We start from the raw sequence: 18,234 nt of genomic DNA, 5'->3' as shown, positions 1-18,234 counted from the left end.
ATCATGGACCCCGCCGGCCGGCGGGGTCCATGATCTGGATTGGCTCAGGCGACGAAGCGCGTCCGGCGGCGTCGGACCAGCACGAAGGCCGCGCCGGCGCCCACGAGCAGCACGCCCGCGCCGGCGATCAGCGTCGCCTGCGGGCCGGTGACGGGCAGGCCGCCGCCGTCGCCGCCACCGCTGCCGCCGCCGTCACCGGTGCTGTTGAGCACGATCTCGGCGGTGTCGTTCGCGGCGTTCGGGTCACCGTCGATCTTGGCGGTGATCGTGCCGACCGCGTTCTCGACCACCTGGTCGATCTTCAGCTTGAACTCGAACTCGTACGGGTTCCCCGGGAACACGTCCCAGACCAGGCAGCCGTACTCGCGCGCGCCCGCCTTGCCCCACGCGTCCTCGTCGGCGGGCCAGGTGCCGCCCTCGGTGAAGGGGGCGCAGTCCCACGGCGCCTCGACCACGGTCGCACCCTCGGGCACGGTGATCCGCACGGCCGGCTTCGTCGGCATCTCCTCCGGGGACTCCAGATAGGCCGGGCCGAGGTTGTCGATGCCCGGCTTCACCGTGACGGTCGCGCCGACGGCGCCGGAAGCGGTGGCGCCGACCGCGGCCATGTCGACGTGGTTGTCGCCGCCCACCGTGATCTTGACCTGCTGGAAGCTGTCGTAAGGGGTGACGTCGGTCTGCGGCGCGCGCCGGGCGTTGGCCACCTCTTCGAGGCGCAGCCGCTCACCCGTGCCCTGCTGGGGCTCACCACCGGCGTTCTCGATCCAGGACTTCTCGACCAGCTTCCAGTCGCCCTCGACCCACCAGTCCGTGTACGTGGTGTAGACCGCGCCGGTGCGGGCGAGCTTGTCGATGGAGTACGGGATGTCCTCGGAGAGGCGGTAGTTCTTCCCCGGCTCCAGCGGCTCGTCGAACTCGCAGACGGCGAAGGCGAACTCGTAGTTCGTGCAGTTCGAGAAGTTGCCCGCGTAGGCGGTGCGGTAGTCGGGCGAGATGACGAGCCGCGCACCTTCCACCGTGGACTTGCCGACGTTGGAGACGGGGGCGTTGGCCTTGGCGAGGCCGCCCGGTTCGCCGGTGGCGTTCAGCGTCGGCGGCTCACCGTTCTCGTCGAGCCCGCCGGTGGAGAGGTCGCTCGCCTCGGCGATGGTGACGGCCGACTTCGCGGTCGCCGTGGCGCCGTCGACCTCGACGGCGAAGCTGATGCTGCCTTCGGTGCCGACCTCCGCGTCCGCCTTGCCCGCGACGGTGTAGTAGAAGCCCACGCCGAACGTCTCGTCCTGGCCGACCGGCCGGTCGCAGCGCGTCACCGTGGCGGACTCGGGCGAGCAGAGCCAGTCGGAGCCGCTGACCGACCAGTCGATGCTCGCACCGTTGAGGTCCGACGTGTCGACCGTGAGGGAGACCGGGCCTTCCAACTCGTCATCGGTGCCCAGCCACACGTTCGAGCTGATGAAGGCGTCCGGCGCCACGAGCGCGTCGTACGCGCTCAGTTGCAGGTTGGGGGCTGCCTGGGCGGCGGCGGGAAGCGCGCTCGCGGCGACGAACGCACCGGCGACCGCGAGACCGGCGAGCAGCCGGCGGGCAGTCTTCATCGACATGGGGTTCCTTATGAAGGGGTTAAGAAACTCTGTGATCAAACCGGCAGACCATAGATGATCGTGCGGACGGCCCGCCACCCCACATGGCAAATCGGGGCGTTCAGTAACCAAGCTCCCGCGAGTACACGTTTCGCAGCTCGCGCCCGTCGAGGTAGCGGCGCAGGTTGTCGCAGAACAGGTCCGTGATCGCGGTGTTCTCGGTGTCCACCGTGGACGCCGAGTGCGGCGAGACCAGCACGTTGTCCAGGTCCCACAACGGCGAGTCCGCCGGCAGCGGCTCTGTCTCGAAGACGTCGAGCGCCGCGCCCGCGAGCGCGCCGCCGCGCAACCGTTCGATCAGCGCGGGCTCGTCGACGACCGGTCCCCGGCCGACGTTGACGACGATCGCCTCGGGTTTGAGCAGAGCGAGCCGGGCCGCCGAGATCAGGCCCTGCGTCGCGGGCGTCAACGGCGTGCAGACCACCAACACGTCGGTACGCGGCAGCAGCTCGTCGAGGTCGTCGGTGGAGTACAGACCCGTAGCGGCGCCGATGTAGTACGCACGCCCCGGCCGCCCCACCGCCAGCACCCGGCAACCCAGCGCCGCGAAGCTGGTCACCACCTGCCGCCCGATCCCGCCCAGCCCGACCACTGTGACGGTCCGCCCGGCCAGTCGCGCGGTCGTGAAGCGTTCCCACTGGTGCGCGCGTTGCCGAGAACGCAGCTCCGGCACGCCCTTGACGAAATGCAGCGCGCCCAGGACCGCGAACTCCGCCAGCGGCACCGCGTGGATGCCGGCCGCCGTGGTGAACGTGATGTCCGTGCGGTCGAGGCCGGCGCCGCGCACGAAACCGCCGATCCCCGCGCTGGTCGCCTGCACCCACCGCAGCCCGGGCGCCCGGGACGGCAGCTCGGCCGGCGCCTGCCAGTCGAAACCGAGCGACACGTCCGCGGCCGCCAACGCCTTGGCCCAGCGGTCCTGTTGCTCCGGGCTGAGCGGCCGCGGCGACCCGGTGTGGTCCGCGACGTAGCGCGGGACGGGCAGCAGGTCCGGCTCGTAGCTGACGTCGACCCGCGGATCGACGGCGGCGATCCGGTCAACCAGCTCAGGTTCGAAGTATGAGGCGATCAGGACGCGTACGGACACGGGGCACAGCTTGCCAAAGATGAAGGAGGCCCGCGTCGCCGACGCGGGCCCCCGTCGCTTGCGCCGGTCAGCGCCACTCGTCGAGCGCGTCGACCGCGAGCTGACCGAACAGGCGAACCTCCGCCGGCTTGGCCTGCCCACCCTCCCAGGCACGGTCACGGAGCACCGTCACGGTGTCGCCGACCCGTACGACCAGAATCTGGTTGGTGTTCGGGAAGGGATCCGCATCCGGGTTGTAGCGGCCCTGGAAGTTGACGGCCACGTGCACGGCCTCGTCGCCGTACGCGGGCGGTTCGAGAACCTCCAGCTCGTACGTCGTCGAGCCGACCGTGAACGTCGCACAGTCGTCGATCTCCGCGCGCAACCGGTCCATCGCGGCCGCCGCACCGCCGGGCCGGTGGGCGGCGACCACCTGCTCGATCGTGCCGATCGGCGTGTAGCCCTGGTCGGCCGTGCCCGGCTTGAAATGCGCCGTGTGGAGGCCGCGGCGGGCCGTGACGTTCTCGTCGTCGGCGAACGGGTCCGTGCAGAACCGCGTGAGGTCGTCCTCCTCGATCGGCTGGCGGGACCAGCCGTTGCCGCGACGGTCCGCGGGCAGGTCGAAGAACGCCCGGTCCGGGACCGACGTGACCGGCTTCTCCCCCACAGGAGACGTCGGCGTCGTCGTGGGCACCGGCGTAGGCGTGGGCGTCGCCGGGACCGTCGGCGTCGGGTCGACCGGGCCTGGCTGCGACGCCGGCACCGTCACCACGCCCACACCCACCGCCGCGGCCGCCACGGCCGCCGCACCGGCGGTGAACGCACCCCGCCGCCGGGCCCGCAGGTCCGCCGCCCGGCGCACCTCGGCCGCTCCGGACAGTCCCCTGCCGTCGACATCCATGGCCAGTTCGGTGAACCAGCTCTCCAGTTCAGGCATCGCGCACCCCCATGTCCATCTCGGCGCCGGCCAACTGCGCCGCCAGGCGTTCCCGCCCGCGGGACAGCCACGACTTCACCGTGTTGACCGCCGCTCCGGTCTCCTCCGCGATCTGCTCGACCGACCGGTCGCAGAGGTAGTGCAGGGCCAGCGCCCTGCGGTGGTTGGCGGGCAGCCGCCGCAGTGCCGCCACGAGCAGGACCGTGTTCTCGCTCGGTGGTGGCGCGTTCGGCGGCGGACCGGTGCGCCGCAACGCACCCGCCAGGCCGCCGAGCCGCCGCCAGCGGTCGGTCGCGAGCCGGTTCACCACCAGTCGCACCCACGCCTCCGGTGCCGGATGCCCGGACACCGTCTCCCACCGCCGCCAGGCACGGGCGTACGCCTCCTGCACGGCGTCCTGCGCCTCGGCATGATCACCGACCACCGCGAACGCGTACCGCAGCGTCCTTGTCGCGGTGGTCCGGTAGAACTCGTCGAAACTTGGTGCATCGCGCACCGGCTGCTCCCTTCGCCCCGGGTACGCATCTCTTACGTGGCACGGGCGAGCGTGGTTGCACCCGAGCGGGATACATTGCGATGCATGTTCCGGCGTTTGTCGCTCGTCGCCGTGCTGACCGTCGGTGCGTTGGGGCTCGCGGCCTGCGGTGCGCCCGAGCCTACGTCGCCGAAACCGGCGACCGCGGAAACGCCCACGGCGCACGCCGGTCACGGCGCGACCAGCCCACCGCCGGCCGGGCCGCTGCGGGCCGGGGAGCGGTTCGTCGACGCCGGCCTCGACCGCCCCTACACGCCGGATCCGCCCGGTGACGACTTCGACGAATACCGCTGCTTCGTGGTCGACCCCAAGCTGACCGCGCGCGCGTTCCTGACCGGCAGCCAGTTCCGGCCGCAGAACGCCGCGATCGTGCACCACGCGATCTTCTTCCGGATCGCGCCTGAGGACGCCGACCGGGTACGCGCACACGACGCGGCCACCGACGGCGACGGCTGGCGGTGCTTCGGCGACGCCGGCATCGGCAACGACCCGTCCTGGGTGGCGAGCTGGGCCCCGGGCGGCGGGGAGAGCAGCTACCCCGCGGGCCTCGGTTTCGAGCTGCGCCCGGGCAGCCTGCTGGTCATGCAGATCCACTACAGCCTGCTGGCCACCGGCGGGGCGCCGGCCGGCTCCGACCGCTCCGGCATCCGGCTGCGGCTGGCCGGCGGCGACCTGACGCCGCTGCGCACCACGCTGCTGCCCGCGCCGGTCGAGCTGCCGTGCGCGGCAGGCGAGCGGGGCGAGCTGTGCGACCGGGACCGCGCGGTCGCCGACGTCGTGCGCCGGTTCGGTGCCCGGGCGGGCGACATGGTGGCCGGGCTCGCCCGGTTCTGCGGTGCGCCCGCGCCGGGCCCGACCCAGTCCTGCACCCGCCGGGTGAGCAGGCCCGCCACCGTGTACGGCGTCGGCGGGCACATGCACCTGCTGGGCCGGTCGATCAAGGTCGAGCTCAACCCCGGCACACCGGGCGCCCGCACGCTGCTCGACGTCCCGGCGTTCGACTTCGACGACCAGGCCGTCCGCCCGGTCGGCGCGGGCGTCACCGTGCGCCCCGGCGACACGTACCGCGTGACCTGCACACACGACGCCGGGCTGCGCGGGCAGCTGCCGGCGCTGCGCACGCTGCCGCCCCGCTACGTGGTCTGGGGCGAGGGCACCGCCGACGAGATGTGCCTGGCCGTCGTGGTCGAAGCGGCGCAGCCGAGATAGCTTCGCATCACCCCCATAGCAAAGCTAAGGAGACACCGTGCCCCTCAGCGGTGAGTACGCCCCCAGCCCGACCGCCTGGGCCCGCAAGCAGGCCGATCTGTTCGACGCCACGGACGGTGCCGAAGCGAATACGATGCGTGGCCGACCGATCATCCTGCTGACCTCGGTCGGCGCGAAGTCCGGCAAGATCCGCAAGACCCCGCTGATGCGGGTGGAGCACGACGGCGAGTACGCGGTCGTCGCCTCGCAGGGCGGCGCACCCACGAACCCGTTCTGGTACCACAACCTGGTCGCCAACCCGCACGTCGTGCTGCAGGACGGCGCGGTGCGCCAGGACTACACGGCCCGCGAGGTCAGCGGCGAGGAGCGCGCGGTCTGGTGGAAGCGGGCCACCGCGACCTGGCCGGACTACGACTCGTACCAGACGAAAACCGACCGGATCATCCCGGTTTTCGTCTTGACGCCGAAAGACGCCTGAACCACGGCGTTCGTCGATCCGTGCCCGCGGCTAAGAGCACGTTCCCCGCGGGAAGGAGTGATCGATGAAGCTGATCCGGGGCCGTCATGCCGGTGCGGGCCTGTCCGTCGTGGCCGGCGCGATCGCCATGGTCGCGCTGGCCGCGTCACCGGCGGCGGCGAGCCCGGTCTTCTGCGGCGCGAGCCGCGGGCTGACCGCACAGACCGCGATCGACGGCGCGCTGGACGACGCCCGCAACTCGGCACAGTCCATGGGCTACTACGGCGAGTGCACGCTCGTCGAACCGCCCGCCGTCTTCGAGACCTGGACCGACCCGTACTTCGGCCATCTGTTCCGCGCCTCGGTGCAGGTCACCTGCCTACTCTGACAGGACGCGAAGGGCGACCGCTCCGGTCGCCCTTCGCGCTGTCCTAGAGCCGGTCGCGCAGCTCGCGTTTGAGGAGCTTGCCCGTCGCGCTCTTGGGCAGCACGTCGAGGACCCGGACCTCGCGCGGGCACTTGTAGTCGGCCAGGTGTTCCCGGCAGTACGCGATCAGCTCCGCCGGGTCCACGTCCGCGCGCAGCGCGACCACCGCCACGATCTCCTCGCCCAGGCGCTCGTCCGGCCGGCCGACCACCGCAGCCTCGGCGACGGCCGGGTGGCCGTACAGGACCTCCTCGACCTCGCGCGGATAGACGTTGAAGCCGCCGCGGATGATCAGGTCCTTGATCCGGTCGACGACGTAGAGGAAGCCGTCCGCGTCCCGGTGGCCGAGGTCGCCCGTGTGCAGCCAGCCGTCCTGGATCGCCGCCGCGGTGGCCGCCGGGTCGGCGTGGTAGCCCTTCATCACCACGTGGCCGCGGACCAGCAGCTCGCCGACCTCACCGACCGGCACCTCGCCGCCGTCGGGTGCCGCGACGCGCACGTCGACGCCCCAGATCGGGCGGCCGATCGAGCGGATCCGGCGGTCGTCGACGCTCGGGTTCATCGTCGCTGTGCTGCCGGTCTCGGACAGGCCGTAACCCTCCAGCACCGTGATGCCGAACTTCTCCTCGACGCCCTTGAGCACCGCCTCCGGCATCGACGCGCCGCCGCACGAGCCGATCCGCAGCGCGGACAGGTCCCGGCCACCGGTGTCGGCGTGGAGCAGCGCGTGGTACATCGTCGGCACGCCGGCCAGCACGCTGACGCGGTGGTCGTGCAGGGCGTCGAGGACCAGCTCGACGTCGAACCTCGGGACGGCCACGAGCGTGCCGCCCAGCCGGATCGCCACGTTGACGACGCTTGACAGCCCGTACACGTGGAAGAACGGCAACACCGCGAGCGAGACGTCGTCGGGGCGCGTGTCGAACCGGTCGCCGGACAGCGAGCAGTTCAGGTAGAGCTGGAAGTGGCTGAGCTCGGCGCCCTTCGGCCGGCCGGTCGTGCCGCTGGTGTAGATGATGACCGCCGTGTCGTCGGCGTTCGTGCTCGCCGCCCATGGCAGCGGTGCCGGCGCGCCCAGATAGTCGGGGCGGTCCGGGTTGAGCACGGGCACGCCGGCGCCTTCGACGGCCGCCGCGGACAGGTCGCCGGCGACCACCGCGCGAGCGCCGCTGTCGGCCAGGATGTGCGCCGCCTCGGCCGCCTTGAGCAGCGGGTTCATCGGCACCGCGACCAGGCCCGCCTTGAGGATGCCGAAGTAGCACTCGAGGAACTCGACCCGGTTGGGCAGCATCAACGCGACCCGGTCGCCGGGAGACGCGTGCCGCAGCAGACCGGCGGCGGCCCGGTCGGCGGCGGCGTCGAGGTCGGCGTAGCTGACCCTGCGGTCGCCGAGGATGACGGCGGTCTTGGCCGGGTCGCGGCGGGCCGACTCGCGCAGGATCACGCTGAGGTTGAAGGACATGCCGGCCTCCCAACGGTCTGCCTCGATTCTGCCGCCGCCCCGGTGCCACGTCGAGATCGGCCGATGCGTGGCCGATCCGTCACATTCCGCAGCGTGTGACACGCGGCCAGGCGGTGGCGCTCTCCTACCCGTGAAGCTGGACCTGTCGGAGCCTGCGGTGAGCGCGGGCCCCGCCGACCTCTCCGACGCCGTCATCGCCGCGCAGGCGGGCGACGAGGCTGCCTTCCGTGAGCTGTTCCGCGCGGTCCAGCCGGCCCTGCTGCGCTACCTGCGCGGCCTGATCGGCGATGACGCCGAGGACGTGGCCTCCGAGACCTGGCTGCAGGTCTGCCGCGACCTGCCGCGGTTCAGCGGCGACTACGCGAACTTCCGTGCCTGGGCCGTGACCATCGCCCGGCACCGTGCGCTCGACCACGCCCGCAAGCTGCGCCGGCGACCGAGCGTGCCGGTGCCCGTCGAGGCGCTGATGGACCTGGCCAGCGGCGCCGACACCGCGCACGAGGCGGCCGACGCGGTGGCCACCGGCGCCGCGGTCGCGCTCATCGCCACGCTGCCGGCGCAACAGGCCGAAGCCGTGCTGCTGCGGGTCGTGATGGGACTCGACGCGGAGACGGTCGGCCGGATCCTCGGCAAGCGGCCCGGCGCGGTGCGCACCGCCGCCTACCGGGGCCTGCGGCGGCTGTCCGCACTCATGCCCGAGGAGTCGGAATGACCACCGGGCGGTGGCCGGACCGCGCCGCCGCCGAGGCCCTCCTCGACGGCGGGCACGGCGGCACCCCGCTCGGTCGGGTGCTGACGGCCGCCCGCGGGCCGGCGGGCCCGCACGAGTTCGTCGGCGAGCCCGAGGCCACCGCGGCGTTCCGGGCCTCCGACCGGACCACCGGGCCGGTGCGGGCGCGCCGCACACTGTCGCGGCTGCTCGCGATCAAGGTCGCCATCGCCGGCGCGCTGCTGACCGGGTCCGGCCTCGCGGTCGCCAGCGCGACCGGCACGCTGCCCATCCCGGACCGCGAGGAGCCGCGGCCGGCGCCGGCGGTCCCGGCCCGGCCACCGGCCCCGGCCGGCGAGCACACCACGCGTACGCCCGGTCCGCCTCCGTCCGCGTCGCCGAGCAGGAAGCCCAAGGGGCCCAACGAGCACGCGCGGTCCCCGCACCCCCGGCGCAACACCGAACAGCCCACGCCGGGCAGGAAGTCACCCAACCCGGCCAACACGCCCAACGGTCAGCGGCAATGAGCGCGGACGTCTTCGTCGACCGGACCGGCCGCCGCCGGCGCCTCCTCGGCTGGGTCGCGGTCACCTCGGCCGCGCTCCTCCTCGGCGCCCTCGGACTGCTCGCCGCCGGCCTGGTCGCCGGGTCGCCACTGCCGTTGACCGGCTGGACCGTCGGGAACGGCGGCGCGACGCCCGAGCCCGAATCCGCCGTGATCGGCCCGGCGCCACCCGCCCCGGCGGCGCCCACCACGAAACCGGGCGCCGAACCGACCAGCGGGTCGCGGTCGGCGACCGCACCGAACGCGACACCCAACCCCACCGACCGTCCCGGCAAGGGTGTCGGCCGGGACAACCGCCCGACGGAAAGACCCGACCACCCGCAGCCCAAGAGCAGCTGATGCCCGCCGGACACCGGCCGCGCCACGTCGCGCGGCGTGATCCCCGTGCGCACTGGGTGCTGTTCGCGCTCGGTCTCGTGGTCCTGCTCGCCGGGCTCGCCTTCCACGGCTACGCCCAGGGCGGTGGCGGCGGGTCGGGCCGGCCCGGCGCGTCCGCGCCCGCGGCGGCGCCGCTGTCCGGGCCGTTCGTCAGGGCCGACCCGCGCGGCCTCGCGACCCGTTCCCTGCCCGCCCGGACCGTCGCGCTCACCTTCGACGACGGCCCGGACCCGACCTGGACGCCGCAGGTGCTGGACGTGCTGCGTCGCCACGACGTGCCCGCCACGTTCTTCGTGGTCGGCTCCAAGGTCAACGCCGATCCGGCCCTGACCCGGCGGATCGTGGCCGAGGGCCACGACGTGGCCTCACACACCTTCACCCACGCGGATCTCAGCGCCGCCGCGACCTGGCGCCGGCACCTGGAGCTGAGCCTGACCCGCACCGCCATCGCGGGTGCGACCGGCCTGCAGGCGCCGCTGTTCCGGCCGCCGTTCTCGTCCGGCCCCGGCGACGTGACGGCCGCCGACCTGTCCGCCCTGCGCGACGCCACCGACCAGGGGCAGATCGCGGTCCTCGCGGACCTCGACACCAACGACTGGCGCCGGCCCGGCGTGGACGCCATCGCGCGGGCGGCGATGCCGGCCGGCGGGGCGGGCGCGGTGATCCTGCTGCACGACGGCGGCGGCGACCGGTCGCAGACGGTCGCGGCCCTCGACCGGTTGATACCCGACCTGCAGCGCCAGGGATACCGGTTCACCACCGTGTCGGCGGCACTCGGCGTGCCGGCGCCGTCGGCCTCGAACGGCGACCGGCTCTCCGGCATCGCGCTGCGCTGGTTCCAGTCGCTCGGCGCGGGCCTGTCCACGCTCATGACCTGGCTGCTGGCGGTGGCGCTGGTGCTCGGCGCCGGCCGGCTCGCGTTCCAGGTCGGCTGCGCGTGGTGGCACGCCCGGCGCCGGCGCCCGCCCAGCCGCGGCGTCTGGGCGCCGGTGTCGGTCATCGTGCCCGCGTTCAACGAGGCCGCCAACATCCGGGCGACCGTGCTGTCGCTGGTCGGCGGAGACCATCCGTCGGTCGAGGTGATCGTCGTGGACGACGGATCGAGCGACGGGACCGCCGACATCGTCGAGCGGCTCGGCCTGCCGGGCGTGCGGGTGGTGCGGCAACGCAACGCCGGCAAACCCGCGGCGCTCAACACCGGCATCGCGTACGCCCGATCGGACCTGCTCGTCCTCGTCGACGGCGACACCGTCTTCGAACGCGAGACCATCCACCGCCTGGTGCAGCCGTTCGCGGACCCGCGCGTCGGCGCGGTGTCCGGCAACGCCAAGGTGGCCAACCGGGGCCGGCTGCTCGGCCGGTGGCAGCACCTCGAGTACGTGATCGGCTTCAACCTCGACCGCCGGATGTACGCGGTGCTGCGCTGCATGCCGACCATCCCGGGCGCGGTCGGCGCGTTCCGCCGGGCGGCGCTGCTGAGCGCGGGCGGCGTGCCGGGCGACACCCTGGCCGAGGACACGGACCTGACGATGGCCGTGCACCGCGCCGGCTGGGAGGTCGCGTACGCCGAACGGGCGATCGCCTGGACCGAGGCGCCGGAGACGTTGAGCCAGCTGTGGCGGCAGCGCTACCGCTGGGGCTACGGCACGATGCAGGCGATGTGGAAGCACCGGTCCGCCGGCGGCCGGCTCGGCCGGCGCGCGCTGCCGTACCTCGCCGTCTTCCAGGTCCTGCTGCCGCTGGCCGCGCCCGCGGTCGACGTCTTCGCCGTCTACGGCCTGTTCTTCCTGCCGGCCTCCCAGCTCGCCGCCGGCTGGCTGCTGCTCCTGCTGCTCCAGGCGGCGACCGCGGCGTACGCCCTGCGCCTGGACGGCGAGTCACTGCGACCGCTGTGGAGCCTGCCGTTCCAGCAGATCGTCTACCGCCAGATCATGTACCTGGTCGTGGTCCAGGCCGCGGTCACGGCCCTGCTCGGCAGCCGCCTGCGCTGGCACCGGATGACCCGCACGGGCGCCGCCGCGGCGCTGGTCGGCGAACCGGTCACACGACGTCCGGTTCCGTGAGCTCCGCGAGCCATTCGGCGGGGGCCGTGCGGATGTCGTCGTCGAGCGGCAGGGCCGAGCGGTGCAGCGCACGCCGCCACGACAGGGCCCGGCTGACGCGGGTCACCCGGCACGCCAGGGTCGCGGACCGCCGCAAGGCCGCCGGGTCGCCCGGCCAGCCCGACAGGTAGGCGTCGCGCAGGCGGAGCAGTTCCGGGGCGCCCGGCTTGAGGTCGAAGGCGTAGCCCGCCGACGAGAGGGTGACCAGCAGCGTTCCGAACGGGTGCGCCACGCTCGCGTCGCCCCAGTCGAAGAACCGGCCGCCGGCGAAGACGTTGCCGTCGTGCAGGTCGTCGTGCTGCAGCGAGGCGGCCAACCCATCCGCGGCCAGCTCCGCGCACCACGACGCGAACTCTGGCGCGACCGCGCCGACCGCCGCCAGCCGCGACTCGCCGAGGTCGGCCCGGACCGCCGGGTCGTCGAGCAGGGACGTGAGCAGGCCGGGCAGCGCCGCCGGCCGCTGGTCGGGGACGCCGAGCGCGACCATCTCGTCGGCCCGCGCCGACAATGACCGCTGCAGGTCGGCGTATGACTCCAGGAGACCCTCCCACGCGGAAAGGGTCGGCGAGGACTCCCGCAGGATCGGGCCCGCGTCGGCGGTCAGCAGCCAGCCCCGCTCGGCGTCGACCGCGACCGGCACCAGCACCGCCGACGGCGCCCACCCGGACAGCGCGGACGCGAGTGCCGCCTCGTAGCGGCAGCCGAACGTGTTGGCCTTGAACCAGTAGACGCCCTGCGCGGTCGGCACCCGCAGGCTCACCGACCACGGCCGTACCCGCGTCTGGTCGATGGGGCCTGTCACCGGCGAGCCGACCCGCTCGACGATCCAGGCCTCGGCGCCGGCCCGCCACACCGGGTCGTGCCAGTCGTTGCCGTCTATTGTGGATTCGCTCGACACCTCGCGCACGTGCGCCACCCTAGACGGCGCGCGCCGGACGCCGAAACGGATTTCAGCTCGCCGTCGGGGCGTCCGCACCGCGCGGCGAACCCTCCGGGCTCTCCTTGCGGCCGTTGGCGAACGCCACCCGGTCGAACCGCACGTCGACCCGCGACGAATACCGCTTGCCGTTGACCGGGTCGTGCCGCATGAACGTCGGCGCCGCGATCCGCACCGTCACGTCGAACGGGCCCTCGTCGGGCACCTTCGCGTTGCCGCCGTAGTGGTAGAGGAACGGGTGCCAGAGGAACGGCAGCTCGACGTTGGTCAGGATCGGCTTGCCGTCGCGCTCCACGTCGACGTGCACCCGCAGCCCCGGCACGAACCGGCCGTCGCCCGCGTCGGCGACCGCGACCTCCAGGTGCACGTTCGCGTCCGGCGCCGCCTCGCGCCACAGCAGCACGCCGTCGTCGAGCATGTACATGCCCTCCGCGTTCTCGTTGACGAACGCCACCAGGTAGTCGCCGGCCCGGGCGGTCGCGGCGCCGTCCTCGTCGGCCATCGCGCCGATCGCGTGCCCGTACGAGTCCCCTTGTTCCCGGGCGACCCGCAGTTCCTCGCGCGTGGCCTCGTTGCTCTCTTCCATCGGCGGGTAGGTCGGTTCCGTCGTCATGTCCGCGGCATACCCCCGGATGGCGTGGATAACCCCGGAAGATCACGCTCGCCGGGTATCTTCCAGAGGATATGGACATCGGAATCATCGGTGCCGGGCACTTCGGGGGCGCGCTGGCCCGCCGGCTCGGCGCCCTCGGTCACACCGTGGTCGTCGCCAACTCGCGCGGCCCGGAGACCCTCGACAAGCTCGAGCGGGAGCCCGGGGTCCTGGCCGGCACGGTCGAGCAGGCGGCCGACCACGCGCTGGTGATCCTCGCGATCCCGACCCACGCCGTCCGTGACCTGCCGCGGGACGCGTTCGCCGGCCGGATCGTCGTCGACACCGACAACTACTACCCCCAGCGCGACGGCCGGATCGCCGAGATCGAGCGCGGCGCCGCGTCGGCCCGGTGGACCGCCGACCACCTGCCCGGCGCGCGGGTCGTCAAGGCGCTCAACACCATCAACTTCCAGCGGCTCGCCGAGGCCGGCGTGCCGGCCGGCACACCCGGCCGGATCGCGGTGCCGGTCGCGGGCGACGACGCCGAGGCCAAGCGGGTCGTCGGCGACCTGATCGAGGCGCTGGGCTTCGACCCGATCGACGGCGGCTCGCTCGACCAGAGCTGGCGCCAGGAACCCGGCACCCCGGTCTACAACGCGAACCTCGACGCCGCCGCCGCCCGGGAGGCGATCGCCACGGCCCGGCACCCGGAGAGGGACCCCTACTAGGAGCCCCTCCCGGGGGTGGCCGCTAGGGCAGGACCCAGCGCTGGTTGGCGCCGCCGAAGCAGTCCCAGATCTGGAGCCGGGTGCCGTCGGCGCTGTTGTTGTCGCGCACGTCGAGGCACTTGTTGGACTGCGGGTTCCGCAGCGTCTGGTTGGACTGCGCCTGCCAGACCTGGGCGCCGGAGCCGTTGCAGTCCCACAGCTGCACGTTGGCACCGTTGGCGGTCGACCCGCTGGCGACGTCCATGCACTTGCCGAGCGCCCGGATCGTGCCGTCGGTGCCCACCGTCCACGTCTGGGCGTTGGTGCCGTTGCACGTGTAGAGCTGCACGGCGGTGCCGTTGGCGGTGTTGGCCGCCGCGACGTCGACGCACTTGCCGGCCAGACCCGTGATCCGCCCGGTGCGGCCGGTCGGCGGCGGGTTGCTGCCGCCGGTCGCGACCGTGTAGATCGCGCTGACCAGCGAGTTGGCGTTGTTCGGGTCCTGGGACAGCTCCCAGTTCATGATCCCGCCGGCGTTGGCCATCGCCCACTGCGTCTTGGCGCGCACGGTCGGCAGGCCGTTGTAGCACTGCTGGACACCGCTGATCGTGGCGCAGTCCTGGTTCGCGTACGCCGGGTTCTGCGCGATGATCTGGTTGTACGGAATCCCGCCGGGCCGGCTGTAGAACGGCACACCGACGACCGCCTTGCTCGCCGGCAGCCCGCGCGCCTTCCACCCGTTGATGTTGTCGATCGTCCAGTTGTAGTTGGCGTGGGGCGAGCCGCCGTCGTACGTCATGATGTTGAGGAAGTCGACGTAGCCGAACACGGCCGGCTGCACGCCGCCCGCGGTGGTGCCACCGGAGACCACGGCGGCGGTGAGCAGCTTGCCGCGGCTGTGCATGGCGGTCGACAGCTGCGACATCAGCGCGGTGAAGTTGTTGCCGCTCGTGCCCGGGTCAGGGTATTCCCAGTCGATGTCGACGCCGTCCAGGTTGTACTGGTTGACCAGGTTGACGACGTTGTTGACGAAGGTGTTGCGGGCGGTCGCGTTGCCGGCCATCTGCTCGAAGGCCGAGTCGTTGCCGTCGTTCCAGCCGCCGATGGCGATCAGCACCTTGGTGTTGGCGGCGTGGCCGAGGCTGACGATCTGCTGCAGCTTGCTCGGGTTGTCCACGGCGGTCAGGCCGCCGCTGCCCGTCGGCAGCACGAACGCGTAGTTGACGTGGGTGAGCTTGCTGTACTGGATCGCGGTGGCGCTGCCGGCCCACGAGGGCATGTAGCCGACGCTCTTGAAGCCGTTGGGCAGCACGGCAGCCTGGGCGGGCGCCGGCGCGGCCAGCACGGCGAGCGTGCCGGCGGCGACCGCGGTCGCGGTGGCGAGCGCGGCCGCGGCGAGTCTTCTGATCATGTGAGGCCTTTCGAGGGCGCGTTTGTTCGTGGAGTGGTGCGGAGGTACGCGCGTCTGCGGCGGGAGGTGGGGTGGTCCCGCCGATGGGCCTCGAGGTGGCCAAAAGCTTAGGAAACTTTACTATTCAAGTCAATGGATGTCTGACGCCCTCGTTAAGCTGTCGACCATGCGCGCTGCCGTTTACCGAGAGCCGGGTCCTGCCGCCGATGTGCTGCGGATAGAGGAGATCGAGACGCCGAGCCCCGGTCCGGGCGAAGTGCGGGTGCGCGTCGCGTACTCCGGCGTCAACCCGACCGACTGGAAAGCGCGCTCCGGCATGGTGCCGCAACCCCGCGCGAGCCACTTCCAGGTGCCCAACCAGGACGGCGCCGGCGTGATCGACGAGGTCGGTCCCGGCGTCGACCCCGCCCGCATCGGCGAGCGGGTGTGGCTCTACATGGCCGCCTACCGCCGGCCGTGGGGCTCGGCCGCGCAATACACCGTGATCCCCTCGGACCAGGCGGTCCCGCTGCCCGCCAACGCGTCGACGGCCCTCGGCGCGACCCTGGGCGTGCCGGCGGTGACCGCGCACCGCTGCCTGTTCGCCGACGGCCCGGTCGAGGGCCGCACGGTGCTGGTCGCGGGCGGCGCCGGCGCGGTCGGCCGCTACGCGATCCAGCTCGCGCTGGCCGACGGCGCCACCGTGATCAGCACGGTCTCCGGCGAGGCCAAGGCCGCCCTGGCCCGCGAGGCCGGCGCCCGGCACGTGGTCACCTACACCGCACCCGGCGCGGCCGACGAGATCCGCGCGCTCGCACCCGACGGCGTCGACCGGATCATCGAGGTGGCGCTGGCCAGCAACCTCGACCTCGACCTGGCGGTCGCCGCCCCGCACGCGACGATCGCCTGCTACGCCGCCGAGCCGCGCCCGGCCGAGCTGACGGTGCGCGAGCTGATGAACCGCAACCTGCTGCTGCGTTTCGTGCTGCTCTACACGATGCCCGACGAGGCGTTCCCGCAGGCCGCCGTCGACATCACCGCCGCACTCGCCGCCGGCCTGCTCACTGCCCCGCCGACGACCGTCTTCCCCTTCGCGGAAGCCGCCGCGGCACACGACGCCGTCGAGGCCGGCGCGGTCGGCAAGGTCCTGATCGCCGTCGACCCCGACATCTCCTGACTAGGGTGGGCATGTGGCGTCTGAAGTGCTGGAGGTCGCCGGCCGCGAGGTGACGGTCACCAACCCCGACCGGGTGGTGTTCCCCGAGGCCGGTCACACCAAGCTCGACCTGGTCCGCTACTACCTGACCGTGGCCGAGGGCGCGCTGCGCGGCGTCGGCGGGCGGCCGATGGTGCTCAAACGCTTCGTCAAGGGCCTCGGCGAGGAGGCCATCTGGCAGAAGCGGGCCCCGGCCAAGCGACCCGACTGGATCGAGGTCGCCGAGCTGCAGTACCGCTCCGGCACCTCCGCCGCGGAGACCGTCGTCCGCGACGCCGCCGGGCTCGCCTGGGTGGTCAACCTCGGGTGCATAGACCTCAACCCGCATCCGGTACGCGCGGAGGACCTCGACCATCCCGACGAGCTGCGCGTCGACCTCGACCCGATGCCCGGCGTCGAGTGGGGCCAGATCGTCGACGTGGCGCTGGTCGCCCGCGAGGTGCTCGAGGAGCACGGGCTGACCGCCTGGCCGAAGACCTCCGGGTCGCGCGGCTTCCACATCTACGCCCGGATCGACCCGCTGTGGAGCTACCGCGACGTGCGGCTGGCCGCGGAGACCGTGGCCCGCGAGGTCGAGATCCGGGTGCCCGACCTGGCCACCGCCCGCTGGTGGAAGGAGGAGCGCGAAGGCGTCTTCGTCGACTTCAACCAGAACGCCAAGGACCGCACGGTCGCCTCGGCCTACTCGGTGCGCCCGCTGCCCGACGCCCGCGTCTCCACTCCCCTGACCTGGGACGAGGTCCCCGACTGCCGGCCCGCCGACTTCACCCTGAGCACGGTCCTCGACCGGTGGGCGCTGCGCGGCGACGCGTGGGCCGGCATCGAGTCCGCGGGCGGCTCGCTGGAGCCGCTGCTCGACCTGGCCCGCCGGCTCGGCCCCGCGGAGAAGCCGCCCAAGGGCGAGGGGCGCCGCCAGCAGACCATGCCGCTGATCGAGATCGCCCGGTCGAAGACCAAGGACGAGTCGCTGGCGGCGCTCGACCGGTGGAAGCAGCGGCACGCCGCGATCGTCGGCTACCTGCAGCCGGCCGACGTGCTGGTCGACGGCATGCGCGGGCGCAGCTCGATCTGGTACCGGATCCGGGTCAACCTCCAGCACGTCCCCGAGGCGGAGCGCCCGGAGCAGGAGCCCCTCGAGGTCGACTACAACCCCTGGGCCCGCGGCTCAGGCTCGTGAGGCCAGGCCTTCCAGGTAGGCCTGGATGGCGGCCCGCACCGGCGGGCTGTTCCAGGCCGCGATGATCTCGTCGACGGAGCCGTCACCCATCAGGCGGCGCGCGTCGGCGCGCAGGGCCCGCTTGGTCATCGTGAAGCTGGCGGCCGGGATGGCCGCGAACGCCTCGGCCCGCTTCGTCGCGGCGTCCAGCAGCTCCGCCGGGCCGACCACCTCGTCGACCAGCCCGACCGCGGCCGCCTCGGCCGGTTTCAGCGTGCGGCCGGTGAGCACGAGCGACGCGGTGCGCGGGCCCAGGACGAACCGGATCGCCTCCAGCGCCGCACCCGGGAACGGCACCCCGACCAGCAGCTCCGTCACGCCGATCGTGCCGGCCGACATGAAGCGGTAGTCGCAGCCCGCCGCGATCACGCACCCGCCGGCGATCGCGTGGCCGTTCACCGCGGCCACCACCGGGCGCGGGTGGTCGAACACCGCCTGGAACACACCGCCGAGAGCGAGCAGGAACTCCCGGGTGTACGCCTCGCCGCCCTCGATCAGCCGCTTGAGGTCGACGCCCGCGGAGAACGCCCGACCCTCGCCGGTGAGCACCAGCGCGGGCGCGGTTTCCAGGCCGGCGAGGACGGTCGTCAGCTCCCGCAGCGTCTCGAGGTCGAGCACGTTGACCGGACCGTTCGCGATCGTGACGACCGGGACGGCGCCGCGTTCGTCGACGCTGATCACGCCGC

19 protein-coding genes are annotated in these 18,234 nt (G+C 73.0%); 10 read left to right on the top strand and 9 right to left on the bottom strand.

What is annotated here, in order from left to right; translation table 11 throughout:
• Window positions 1-44: 44 nt before the first annotated feature.
• The 4 genes from Air01nite_RS13070 to Air01nite_RS13055 form a co-directional block, all read right to left on the bottom strand.
• Window positions 45-1,601: a hypothetical protein gene (locus Air01nite_RS13070; protein ID WP_203702334.1), complete on the bottom strand. Its 1,557-nt coding sequence runs from the start codon at window positions 1,599-1,601 to the stop codon at window positions 45-47.
• A gap of 100 nt (window positions 1,602-1,701) precedes the next feature.
• Complete coding sequence (locus Air01nite_RS13065) at window positions 1,702-2,727, bottom strand: D-2-hydroxyacid dehydrogenase (RefSeq protein ID WP_239090683.1); 1,026 nt, start codon at window positions 2,725-2,727, stop codon at window positions 1,702-1,704.
• Window positions 2,728-2,794: 67 nt separating this feature from the next.
• Window positions 2,795-3,643, bottom strand: coding sequence for a hypothetical protein (locus tag Air01nite_RS13060; RefSeq protein WP_203702333.1), 849 nt, complete (start codon window positions 3,641-3,643; stop codon window positions 2,795-2,797).
• On the bottom strand, window positions 3,636-4,139 hold the full coding sequence (locus Air01nite_RS13055; protein WP_203702332.1) for a sigma-70 family RNA polymerase sigma factor: 504 nt from the start codon (window positions 4,137-4,139) through the stop codon (window positions 3,636-3,638). The genes Air01nite_RS13060 and Air01nite_RS13055 overlap by 8 nt, the downstream gene beginning before the upstream one ends.
• A gap of 84 nt (window positions 4,140-4,223) precedes the next feature.
• On the opposite strand from Air01nite_RS13055, the gene Air01nite_RS13050 reads away from it, so the two are divergent.
• The 3 genes from Air01nite_RS13050 (at window position 4,224) to Air01nite_RS13040 (ending at window position 6,232) form a co-directional block, all read left to right on the top strand.
• Entirely contained in the window at window positions 4,224-5,387 is a 1,164-nt protein-coding gene (locus Air01nite_RS13050; RefSeq protein WP_203702331.1) for a monooxygenase, read from the top strand.
• Window positions 5,388-5,424: 37 nt separating this feature from the next.
• The gene (locus Air01nite_RS13045; protein WP_203702330.1) at window positions 5,425-5,865 is read left to right on the top strand and encodes a nitroreductase family deazaflavin-dependent oxidoreductase; all 441 of its coding nucleotides are present in this window, start codon (window positions 5,425-5,427) and stop codon (window positions 5,863-5,865) included.
• A 64-nt stretch (window positions 5,866-5,929) separates the two neighbouring features.
• The gene (locus Air01nite_RS13040; protein ID WP_203702329.1) at window positions 5,930-6,232 is read left to right on the top strand and encodes a hypothetical protein; all 303 of its coding nucleotides are present in this window, start codon (window positions 5,930-5,932) and stop codon (window positions 6,230-6,232) included.
• A 43-nt stretch (window positions 6,233-6,275) separates the two neighbouring features.
• Here Air01nite_RS13040 and Air01nite_RS13035 read toward each other — a convergent pair whose 3' ends face one another.
• Window positions 6,276-7,733: a long-chain-fatty-acid--CoA ligase gene (locus tag Air01nite_RS13035; RefSeq protein WP_203702328.1), complete on the bottom strand. Its 1,458-nt coding sequence runs from the start codon at window positions 7,731-7,733 to the stop codon at window positions 6,276-6,278.
• 157 nt (window positions 7,734-7,890) lie between these two features.
• Between Air01nite_RS13035 and Air01nite_RS13030 the strand changes: the two genes are divergently transcribed.
• The 4 genes from Air01nite_RS13030 to Air01nite_RS13015 are packed head-to-tail and all read left to right on the top strand — an operon-like array spanning window position 7,891 to window position 11,448.
• The gene (locus Air01nite_RS13030; RefSeq protein ID WP_239090682.1) at window positions 7,891-8,445 is read left to right on the top strand and encodes an RNA polymerase sigma factor; all 555 of its coding nucleotides are present in this window, start codon (window positions 7,891-7,893) and stop codon (window positions 8,443-8,445) included.
• Window positions 8,442-8,969, top strand: coding sequence for a hypothetical protein (locus Air01nite_RS13025; RefSeq protein WP_203702325.1), 528 nt, complete (start codon window positions 8,442-8,444; stop codon window positions 8,967-8,969). The genes Air01nite_RS13030 and Air01nite_RS13025 overlap by 4 nt, the downstream gene beginning before the upstream one ends.
• Window positions 8,966-9,346, top strand: a complete 381-nt coding sequence (locus tag Air01nite_RS13020) for a hypothetical protein (RefSeq protein ID WP_203702323.1) — start codon at window positions 8,966-8,968, stop codon at window positions 9,344-9,346. The genes Air01nite_RS13025 and Air01nite_RS13020 overlap by 4 nt, the downstream gene beginning before the upstream one ends.
• A complete protein-coding gene (locus Air01nite_RS13015) occupies window positions 9,346-11,448 on the top strand; it encodes a bifunctional polysaccharide deacetylase/glycosyltransferase family 2 protein (protein ID WP_203702321.1) in 2,103 nt (700 codons plus the stop codon). Before Air01nite_RS13020 ends, Air01nite_RS13015 begins: the two co-directional genes overlap by 1 nt.
• Here the strand turns inward: Air01nite_RS13015 and Air01nite_RS13010 are convergent.
• Both Air01nite_RS13010 and Air01nite_RS13005 read right to left on the bottom strand, forming a co-directional pair.
• Window positions 11,426-12,394: a phosphotransferase gene (locus Air01nite_RS13010; RefSeq protein WP_239090681.1), complete on the bottom strand. Its 969-nt coding sequence runs from the start codon at window positions 12,392-12,394 to the stop codon at window positions 11,426-11,428. The two genes, Air01nite_RS13015 and Air01nite_RS13010, sit on opposite strands and share 23 nt — an antisense overlap.
• 43 nt (window positions 12,395-12,437) lie before the next feature.
• Window positions 12,438-13,037 (bottom strand): iron transporter, encoded by a 600-nt coding sequence (locus Air01nite_RS13005; protein ID WP_203702320.1) that lies wholly within the window; start codon window positions 13,035-13,037, stop codon window positions 12,438-12,440.
• Window positions 13,038-13,108: 71 nt separating this feature from the next.
• On the opposite strand from Air01nite_RS13005, the gene Air01nite_RS13000 reads away from it, so the two are divergent.
• Window positions 13,109-13,747, top strand: a complete 639-nt coding sequence (locus tag Air01nite_RS13000; protein WP_203702318.1) for an NADPH-dependent F420 reductase — start codon at window positions 13,109-13,111, stop codon at window positions 13,745-13,747.
• 22 nt (window positions 13,748-13,769) lie between these two features.
• On the opposite strand, the gene Air01nite_RS12995 is transcribed toward Air01nite_RS13000, so the two are convergent.
• On the bottom strand, window positions 13,770-15,137 hold the full coding sequence (locus tag Air01nite_RS12995) for a glycosyl hydrolase family 18 protein (protein ID WP_203702316.1): 1,368 nt from the start codon (window positions 15,135-15,137) through the stop codon (window positions 13,770-13,772).
• 166 nt (window positions 15,138-15,303) lie between these two features.
• Here Air01nite_RS12995 and Air01nite_RS12990 point away from each other — a divergent pair, with 166 nt between their 5' ends.
• Both Air01nite_RS12990 and Air01nite_RS12985 read left to right on the top strand, forming a co-directional pair.
• The gene (locus Air01nite_RS12990; protein ID WP_203702314.1) at window positions 15,304-16,293 is read left to right on the top strand and encodes an NADPH:quinone reductase; all 990 of its coding nucleotides are present in this window, start codon (window positions 15,304-15,306) and stop codon (window positions 16,291-16,293) included.
• A gap of 13 nt (window positions 16,294-16,306) precedes the next feature.
• Window positions 16,307-17,509, top strand: coding sequence for a DNA polymerase domain-containing protein (locus Air01nite_RS12985; RefSeq protein WP_203702312.1), 1,203 nt, complete (start codon window positions 16,307-16,309; stop codon window positions 17,507-17,509).
• Here the strand turns inward: Air01nite_RS12985 and Air01nite_RS12980 are convergent.
• Window positions 17,498-18,229, bottom strand: a complete 732-nt coding sequence (locus Air01nite_RS12980) for an enoyl-CoA hydratase/isomerase family protein (RefSeq protein ID WP_203702310.1) — start codon at window positions 18,227-18,229, stop codon at window positions 17,498-17,500. The genes Air01nite_RS12985 and Air01nite_RS12980 overlap by 12 nt on opposite strands.
• Between the last annotated feature and the right edge of the window lie 5 nt (window positions 18,230-18,234).

The sequence above is a fragment of the Asanoa iriomotensis genome (assembly GCF_016862515.1).
GTDB classification, from domain to species: Bacteria; Actinomycetota; Actinomycetes; order Mycobacteriales; family Micromonosporaceae; genus Asanoa; species Asanoa iriomotensis.
This window is presented reverse-complemented; position numbering and strand designations above follow the sequence as displayed.

Excerpts from the sequence above, each read along its gene's own strand:
- Air01nite_RS13005 (WP_203702320.1), bottom strand. The coding sequence starts at position 13,037 with ATGACGACGGAACCGACCTACCCGCCGATGGAAGAGAGCAACGAGGCC.
- Air01nite_RS13025 (WP_203702325.1), top strand. The coding sequence starts at position 8,442 with ATGACCACCGGGCGGTGGCCGGACCGCGCCGCCGCCGAGGCCCTCCTC.
- Air01nite_RS13060 (WP_203702333.1), bottom strand. The coding sequence starts at position 3,643 with ATGCCTGAACTGGAGAGCTGGTTCACCGAACTGGCCATGGATGTCGAC.
- Air01nite_RS13035 (WP_203702328.1), bottom strand. The coding sequence starts at position 7,733 with ATGTCCTTCAACCTCAGCGTGATCCTGCGCGAGTCGGCCCGCCGCGAC.
- Air01nite_RS12990 (WP_203702314.1), top strand. The coding sequence starts at position 15,304 with ATGCGCGCTGCCGTTTACCGAGAGCCGGGTCCTGCCGCCGATGTGCTG.
- Air01nite_RS13050 (WP_203702331.1), top strand. The coding sequence starts at position 4,224 with ATGTTCCGGCGTTTGTCGCTCGTCGCCGTGCTGACCGTCGGTGCGTTG.
- Air01nite_RS13015 (WP_203702321.1), top strand. The coding sequence starts at position 9,346 with ATGCCCGCCGGACACCGGCCGCGCCACGTCGCGCGGCGTGATCCCCGT.
- Air01nite_RS13040 (WP_203702329.1), top strand. The coding sequence starts at position 5,930 with ATGAAGCTGATCCGGGGCCGTCATGCCGGTGCGGGCCTGTCCGTCGTG.
- Air01nite_RS12995 (WP_203702316.1), bottom strand. The coding sequence starts at position 15,137 with ATGATCAGAAGACTCGCCGCGGCCGCGCTCGCCACCGCGACCGCGGTC.
- Air01nite_RS13020 (WP_203702323.1), top strand. The coding sequence starts at position 8,966 with ATGAGCGCGGACGTCTTCGTCGACCGGACCGGCCGCCGCCGGCGCCTC.
- Air01nite_RS13000 (WP_203702318.1), top strand. The coding sequence starts at position 13,109 with ATGGACATCGGAATCATCGGTGCCGGGCACTTCGGGGGCGCGCTGGCC.
- Air01nite_RS13070 (WP_203702334.1), bottom strand. The coding sequence starts at position 1,601 with ATGTCGATGAAGACTGCCCGCCGGCTGCTCGCCGGTCTCGCGGTCGCC.